Origin of the sequence: Vibrio fujianensis, assembly GCF_002749895.1 — a bacterium.
Lineage (GTDB): Bacteria > Pseudomonadota > Gammaproteobacteria > Enterobacterales > Vibrionaceae > Vibrio > Vibrio fujianensis.
On record NZ_NBUS01000054.1, the window covers coordinates 179293 to 186126 of the forward strand.

General features: G+C 42.2%; 5 protein-coding genes. 1 reads left to right on the top strand and 4 read right to left on the bottom strand.

From position 1 onward, the window contains the following. The first annotated feature begins 225 nt into the window (after positions 1 to 225). Complete coding sequence (locus tag B7C60_RS13915) at positions 226 to 981, top strand: MipA/OmpV family protein (protein WP_425445515.1); 756 nt, start codon at positions 226 to 228, stop codon at positions 979 to 981. A 58-nt stretch (positions 982 to 1039) separates the two neighbouring features. Here the strand turns inward: B7C60_RS13915 and B7C60_RS13920 are convergent, their stop codons facing one another. The 4 genes from B7C60_RS13920 to B7C60_RS13935 form a co-directional block, all read right to left on the bottom strand. Beyond that, entirely contained in the window at positions 1040 to 1540 is a 501-nt protein-coding gene (locus B7C60_RS13920; RefSeq protein WP_099612184.1) for a YfbU family protein, read from the bottom strand. 243 nt (positions 1541 to 1783) lie between these two features. Next, complete coding sequence (gene pflA, locus B7C60_RS13925; protein WP_099612185.1) at positions 1784 to 2524, bottom strand: pyruvate formate lyase 1-activating protein; 741 nt, start codon at positions 2522 to 2524, stop codon at positions 1784 to 1786. Positions 2525 to 2760: 236 nt separating this feature from the next. Beyond that, the gene (gene pflB / locus B7C60_RS13930) at positions 2761 to 5037 is read right to left on the bottom strand and encodes a formate C-acetyltransferase (RefSeq protein ID WP_099612186.1); all 2277 of its coding nucleotides are present in this window, start codon (positions 5035 to 5037) and stop codon (positions 2761 to 2763) included. 331 nt (positions 5038 to 5368) lie between these two features. Then, positions 5369 to 6834: DUF3360 family protein (locus B7C60_RS13935; RefSeq protein WP_245869474.1), on the bottom strand; the 1466-nt coding region annotated here is incomplete at its 5' end.

A 6834-nucleotide genomic window follows, 5' to 3' on the forward strand; every position in this document is an offset into this window, starting at 1 on the left:
TGTTTATTTAAAATTGGGGATGAAATTTGGCTGGTGTATTTCCCATTAAAAAAACTGAAATATGAATTTTGTAGTGAAAATGATGGGCGATGCTCAGGGGGCATTCATTTAATGACGACTAACTTGAACCGGTAAGTTGTTTGGGTGTAACAAAGATTGTATCAATAGATTTCAGGCTCTATGATTATCCTATTGTTTGTTATCGATACAGAATGTAGGGTGAATATGCGTTATTTAAGGATGAAACGACGATGTTTTTTTTCTTTTCTGCTCATTTCTTCGGCAGTGAATGCAGAAGTGTCTCAGTGGTCATTAGGATTAGCGGCGGCTTATTCTCCTGCCGTTTATAAAGATACGCCATCGAATCGAACCGTGATCCCAGTCATTGGCTATGAAGGTGAGCATATTTTTCTTCGCGGTTTTGATGCTGGGTATCGTTTATTTCCGCGGGGAGCATCGCAAAATATTGTCTTTCGCGTTGCTTTTGATCCTAGAACGCTTAAGCCTTCTGATTCCGATGATCCGCAAATACGTTTACTCGATAAACGTAAAGCGACGGTTTTAGGTGGAGTAAGCTACCAGCTATACACGATGCTCGGGATGTGGGAAGCGAGTATTGGCTCAGATATTGCCGGCAGGCACAACGGTGTTTATGGTGAGTTAGCTTGGCGTTTTCCGCTGCGTTTTAAAGGTTGGGGGATTACCCCTGCTATTGGGTATGCTTATAACTCTGACAACCTCAATAACCATTTATATGGTGTATCAGCACAAGAAGCTGTTCGCAGTGGATTAGAGAAATACGATGCCAATTGGGAAGGGCAATACTTTGTTGGCGCGAGCGCTTATTGGGCGGTAGCGCATAATATACGTATTTCTGGCGGCGTTCGTTACACCAACTTAGCGGGGGGGATTTCCGAAAGCCCCGTTGTAGGACGTGATGCCGGCACGATGGGCACAATCGGTATCGTTTACTTATTTTAGAACTCAAAACGAAAGGGAAGCGAAGCGATGATCGCTTCCCTGTTCTGTTGGTGATGCATTAAGCTTTGATGATTTGCATTAGTTCATTGGCCGATAAATGGTATTGTCTTGGGCAATTTCTCCATGTTACTAGCATGCGACGATATTTATCTTGCATAGGAATTTGGCTGTTAAATTGGTGCTCATTCGGCTCAAATTGCGGGTAAAGTTTTTCTGTGCTCACTAGAAAACGGACATAGTTGACTAATTGTGCTTCAGAAGCAATATCATAACCAAGAAAATTTAAGCGGCGAGCATCAAGATGTTGGCGATGGCTGTCATCAAGCATTTTATAAGATTCTTGCATCGCATGATACATCTCCATTACGTCGATCACTTCGCGACATTCGGCTTCAGATAAGCATCCAAACTCTTTGTTTAACTCACACATCTGTAGTTCGTAACCACGCTCAATGATCGTTTGTAAACGCTTATATTTATCGGCATTGGTCGGGTCGAGTTGAGACATTAAAACATATTGGTTTGATAGAATTAGACGCTGTGCATTAGTCATTTCCATGGCTGGCCTCATTATACTTAATATTGGTCAATTTGCTTAAGATAAGGTTAACAGCAATCGATGTTTTTGAAACATGATCTCAACACAGATTTAATGTTAAAAGAATAAAATATCGACGTTATTAGAATAGAGTGCCAAGAACCGTTTGGATTGACCTGTAGAGATGGTCATTTTCGGGTTGGTAAGACGATGAGAGTGAACAAAAAAACACCAGGAATATCCCGGTGTTTTTATGGTTAAAGCTTAGTATTTGACGTTTGAATGGTACTGCTTCAATACCGAAACAATCTTATCCATGGTTTCTTTACTGGGTGGGTTTACCCCTTCTAGGGGATAGGTTTCTCCCATCGCTTCCCATTTATGGGCACCTAATTTGTGATAAGGAAGAAGCTCTATTTTTTCAATATTATCCATTCCTTGAATAAACTGACCAAGTAGATGAGCGGATTCTTCATCATCAGTATAACCGGGAACCACGACGTAGCGGATCCAAGTAGCCTTGCCTATTTTATGCAGATAACGTGCAAAATCTAAGGTGCGTTTGTTGGAAACGCCAATCAGATCTTGATGAACATCATCTTTTATTTGTTTGATATCTAACATAACGAGATCGGTCACATCCAAAACTTCATCAATGACAGGTGTATATTTACGAATATAGCCATTGGTATCTAAACAGGTATGAATACCTTCTGCTTTTGCTGCTCTAAAAAAGTCACGGACAAACTCTGGTTGTAACATGGATTCACCACCGGAGCAGGTGACACCTCCTCCAGAAGCATTCATAAAATGTCGGTAAGATTTGGCTTCAGCAATAATTTCTTCTACGGAGACTTCCTTACCAGAATGGGTATCCCATGTATCTCTATTATGGCAATACTTACAACGAAATAAGCAACCTTGTAAAAATATAATGAATCGAATACCTGGGCCATCGACAGTACCGCAAGACTCAAATGAATGGATACGACCAATAGTAGACATAAGCTGCTCTCATTTACTGTATTTAATCGTTATTTTATTACAAAAGGTGAGGATTAAATAGGGGTTTGTAGTGGTACAGTTGCTTCGTCAAACCTTTCGTTGTGCTTAAAACTCGTTTCACGGGAACAAGATCTCACCGCTCAAGATAAAAGTAACGCATCTATTTTACCTTGTTCACAAGTAAAAAAACCTCGCTCAAAGAGCGAGGTTTGATGTCAATAATAACGACTAAGTGATTATAGTGATTCAGTGAACGTACGTGCGATAACGTCTTGTTGCTGCTCAGCAGTTAAAGAGTTAAAACGAACGGCATAACCTGATACACGAATAGTCAATTGTGGATATTTCTCTGGGTGTTTAACCGCATCCAATAGCGTTTCACGATTAAGCACGTTCACGTTTAAGTGCTGACCGCCTTCAATGCCTGATTCATGGTGGAAGTAACCATCCATTAGACCAGCCAAGTTAGCACGTTGTGAACCTTCATCTTTACCAAGTGCATTCGGTACGATAGAGAAAGTATAAGAAATACCATCTTTAGCATGAGCAAATGGAAGTTTACCGACAGAGGTCAATGAAGCCACTGCACCTTTTTCATCACGGCCATGCATTGGGTTTGCACCAGGAGCAAATGGGGCACCAGCGCGACGTCCATCTGGTGTATTACCAGTTTTCTTACCATAAACAACGTTTGAAGTAATGGTTAGAATTGACTGGGTTGGAATCGCATCGCGGTAAGTTTTCAGTGAACGGATTTTGTTCATGAAGACTTCAACTAATTCACAAGCGATGTCATCCACGCGAGGATCGTTGTTACCAAATTTAGGATAATCACCTTCGATTTCAAAGTCGACAGCAATACCATCTTCATCACGAATTGGTTTTACTTTGGCATATTTAATGGCAGACAGAGAGTCAGCAGCAACAGATAGACCTGCGATACCGCACGCCATAGTACGTTTTACGTCACGATCATGCAGAGCCATCAATGCCGCTTCATAGCTATATTTATCATGCATGTAGTGGATAGAGTTCAATGCTGTGACGTATTGTTTTGCTAACCAATCCATGAAGTGATCCATCTTGTCCCACACATCAGCGTAGTCAAGCACTTCATCAGTGATCTTAGGCATTTTAGGGCCAACTTGCATTTTTAGCTTCTCATCCATACCACCGTTGATGGTGTAAAGCATGGTTTTTGCTAAGTTTGCACGAGCGCCAAAGAACTGCATTTGTTTACCCACAATCATTGGGGATACACAACATGCGATGGCATAGTCGTCAGACTCAAAGTCAGGACGCATGAGGTCATCGTTTTCATACTGAATAGATGAAGTATCGATAGACACTTTAGCACAGAATTTTTTGAAGCCAGCAGGTAGCTGTTCAGACCATAGAACTGTGATGTTTGGCTCTGGAGATGGCCCCATAGTGTATAAACTATTGAGGAAGCGGAAGTTGGTACGTGTAACTAAAGTACGACCGTCAAGACCCATACCACCCATAGATTCAGTTGCCCAAATTGGGTCGCCAGAGAACAGTTCATCATATTCTGGTGTACGTAAGAAGCGAACCATACGTAGTTTCATGACGAAATGGTCGATCATCTCTTGCGCTTCTTCTTCTGTGATTTTGCCCGCTTTCATATCGCGTTCAATATACACATCAAGGAAAGTAGAAGTACGGCCAAGAGACATTGCAGCACCGTTTTGAGACTTAACGGCAGCTAGGTAGCCAAAGTAAGTCCATTGGATAGCTTCTTGAGCTGTTTCTGCTGGACGACCGATGTCACAACCATATTTTTCAGCCATTTTTTTCATTTGGCCTAGAGCACGATGTTGCTCGGCAATTTCTTCACGAAGTTGCATGGTCATGTGAAGATCTTCGCCATTTTCAAATTTCTCTTGTAGAGAAGTGAATTGAGCGAATTTATCTTTCATTAGGTAGTCAATACCGTATAGAGCGATACGACGGTAATCACCAATGATACGGCCACGGCCATATGCATCAGGAAGACCAGTCAGAACACCTGATTTACGACAAGCCAAAATTTCTGGTGTATAAATATCAAATACACCTTGGTTGTGTGTTTTACGGTATTCGGTGTAGATTTTTTTTACTTCAGGATCGAGTTCACGATCATAAGCCTTGCACGAACTCTCGATCATACGGATACCACCGTTAGGGATAAGAGCACGTTTTAAAGGTTTTTCAGTTTGAAGACCGACGATTTTTTCTAGGTCTTTTTCGATGTAGCCCGCATCGTGAGCAGTGATGGTAGAAATAACAGAAGTGTCGAAATCAACAGGAGCATGTGTTGAGTTCTCTTGTTTGATTCCTTCCATTACTTTTTCCCAAAGCTTTTTGGTTGCTTCAGTACCTTCAGAAACTAGGAAAGATTCGTCACCTTCATACGGTGTGTAGTTCTTTTGAATAAAATCACGAACATTGACTTCGTTTTGCCAGTCACCTGCAACAAAACCTTCCCAAGCTTTAGCAAATTGCTCTGCCATGACATACCTACCTTTTTAGTAGAAAAAACACGTACTGTTTCGCCGTTGAGCCAGCTATCTTGCATCACACAAGAGGCAGTACACTCTATGAATAACAATATCTATAGTCGAATCGACATACACATTAGTTTGAATATAAATATTGTCATTGGTTCCTGTTGATAGCCAATTTAAGCTAAAAAAAAATCGTAAACCTTAAACTAAATCAATAAAACTTAAAAAATATAGATAAAGTTTGGGTAGTGTCTTCACACTACCCAAATTGCTATCCTTTATATTTAGTGAGTATAGACAGGTTTCCCGATCTTGTTCACTCTGTCAATGCGATGGCTTAATGTAGCCAAGCTTTAATCCCGTACTGACCATCCAGCATGCCGACCGCTAACATGGCGATTAAACAAATAATCAGTACACCACCTGGGATGATTATCTTATCGACGAAGGAAAGTTTCTCTGCACGTGATTTATCGCCAATCAGACCGTTATTGTCCAGCAACATCGTTAATGCCCAAGCTAATACAGGGTTGACAACCGCAGAACCAAAGATACAAATCCCCGCTGCTTGCGAATCTTTTGTGTCTCTGACCATTTGCATCCCCGCTTCTAGTAAAGGAAGGAATACCCCAACAAGTAGAGCAACACGCATAACTGGAGGCCACACCGCAACATCCATTGGGAAGCCTAAGATAGCGATAGTCATCACTAAACAACCAAGAATGATCGCGCCACCAGGAATAGGACGTTTTGCAATCGCAGCTGGGATCATATAGGTACCCCAAGATGAAGTGATATTACCGCCGCCTAAGGCAGTGCCAACCATTTGTCGGATTGAACACATCGTCATTGTGTCATCCACATCCATCAATACTTTTTCCGTTTTACGAGGGTAGTTGAGTTCTTGGAAAATACGATGGCCTAAGAAATCAGGTGACCACATAGCTACGGCAAGAATAGCGAAAGGTAAAGAGGCGATGAAGTGCTCAAGGGTAGGCAAACCAAGCATCCATCCTTGTTCAGTGCTTCCCCACCAGTAGATAGGGTTAAGATTCGGCAAACCTGTTTGTGTTTCAAATTTTAGATCAAAACCCGCACCAAAAATTAATGCCAGCAGTAATCCAGTAAAGGCACAAACGGGAATGGCCAGCCAGCGCATATTAATTTTGGCAAGGAAGGCATAAAGCACAATGTTGACGCCCAGTACAATGAGCCCGATATAGCCCATATCACCGGCGGCAATATTTGCAGACTGTAAACTGGTTGCCCATTCTTGTATAGAGGTGATTTGGCTCATGGTTCCGGTAAAACCGAGGAAAATAAGCAAACCACCGGCTGTTCCCTCCGAGGTCAGGTTGACCAATTTGGAGCCACCTTTAAAATAGCTCAATATTAACCCGAAGATACCCAGTAAAATGGCAAGTGCAAGAGGGTGGGCACCGGCAAGCGCGATGGTACCGATGAGTGGAATCATTGGGCCATGGTTACCTGCTAGGTTAGCTCGTGGATTAAAAAAACCTGAGGCAAGAACACAGAAGAGTAAAGCTGGGAATAACATTTCCACCCGCGCCACTTCGATAGCGAAGTCTTTCCCCAGATTAATGTGATCCCAAGTTTGAGTTAACCCTTCCGCCCACGACATACTGACGGCAGAGTACATGGCAATAATGCCAATCGTTCCTGCAAGTGCAGGAACAAAGTCTTCCAACTCAAAACGGAAGTCTCGCCCGGGAAGGTTTAACCCGAAGCGGCGTGGCTTCATGATTTGCAACTCATGATCTAAGTAATCGGAGCGGCTGGGAA

What these genes read in the sequence shown, in the direction of transcription:
- B7C60_RS13915 (WP_425445515.1), top strand. Translation starts at nt 226, where the DNA reads ATGCGTTATTTAAGGATGAAACGACGATGTTTTTTTTCTTTTCTGCTC.
- B7C60_RS13920 (WP_099612184.1), bottom strand. Translation starts at nt 1,540, where the DNA reads ATGGAAATGACTAATGCACAGCGTCTAATTCTATCAAACCAATATGTT.
- pflA (WP_099612185.1), bottom strand. Translation starts at nt 2,524, where the DNA reads ATGTCTACTATTGGTCGTATCCATTCATTTGAGTCTTGCGGTACTGTC.
- pflB (WP_099612186.1), bottom strand. Translation starts at nt 5,037, where the DNA reads ATGGCAGAGCAATTTGCTAAAGCTTGGGAAGGTTTTGTTGCAGGTGAC.